This window comes from Vibrio sp. 2130-1 (genome assembly GCF_033339515.1).
The window spans coordinates 1-1,146 of record NZ_JAWOUT010000074.1 but is presented as its reverse complement, the minus strand read 5'-3'; the positions used below and the strand labels follow the sequence as shown (position 1 = coordinate 1,146).

Annotated in this window: 1 protein-coding gene; it reads left to right on the top strand. The window is 37.7% G+C overall.

The genetic code is table 11. The features are described 5' to 3' along the window. The coding region (locus tag R7Q09_RS24305; protein WP_318071327.1) for a DUF3883 domain-containing protein at positions 1-1,019 on the top strand (1,019 nt) is incomplete at its 5' end. Between the last annotated feature and the right edge of the window lie 127 nt (positions 1,020-1,146).

Genomic DNA, 1,146 nt, shown 5'->3' with positions numbered 1-1,146 from the left:
GCGTTAGCCATACACATTGTTTTTGGGATCAACGTATGAAAATGATAATTTGCAATGTAGCGTGGATGAAGCACTACGATGGTATCAATGACAGTGATTATCCTATTAATGGTGGTAAATACATTGATAAAAACGGATACGGTCATGAAGTACTTAACTTTCAAAAAAATGGGAAATACTGTTATGGCTATGTTCAAGCTAATAACTTAACGATAAATATTAGTCGAATTGCACCGAATGCCGGGGACTATATAGACGATGTGTTAGTGGTTTGGCGTTCCCGTTCTAATAGAGGTTCGGTGGTAATTGGATGGTACGAAAACGCACGTGTCTATAGAACTACCCAGGAACCAAATGATAGAAGAAGCTTTCACTTTAACGGTGAAGATCACTTTCCAGAATACCTGATTAAAGCTAAATCTAAAGACTGTACTTTGTTAGCTCCACAACAACGTTTATTTCCTGTGCCGGTAACTCACAAAGGGTTTGGTTCTCAAACTTTTGTTTCTTTTCTAGAAGCTGAAACATCTGAAGTGAAAAAGTTTAAGCGACAGTTAATGACATATATATCCAGAGTTAAAGAAGGCCAGTTCTCACTACCAAATAAAGGTAAACGCGGAAAAATAGATCATGAGACAAAGCTGAAAATTGAGAAAACAGCTGTAGATCTAACTATTGATTATTATGTCCAGCTAGGTTACATCGTTGACTCTGTAGAAAAAGATAACGTGGGTTATGACTTAAAAGCAACTAGTGGGAATAAAACACTTTACATCGAAGTAAAAGGAACTTCAGCAAAAGATCATACATCAGCGAACGTATGCTTAACCCCCAATGAATATAAAACCAGCAAAACAGCGAGCAGGAAATATCGTATCTGCATCGTGGTTAATTGTTTATCAGAGCCGGAACTATTTGAGTTTACTTGGAATCCAGAAAAAAGCTTATGGTTTAGTGAGCATAGCCTCACAAGCTTAAAAGTAACAGAATCAATATCAGCTAATTTGTCCATCTGCTAGTATGGCTAACAATCTGTTTAAGAGTGATTCGCAACGCGTGGCATTTTTACTATGCGTTAGTTTTAGTGGTTAAGGTGGTATGCGGGAGCATTGGTATTGCGTTGCTCACACCTTAACAGGGCGTTAT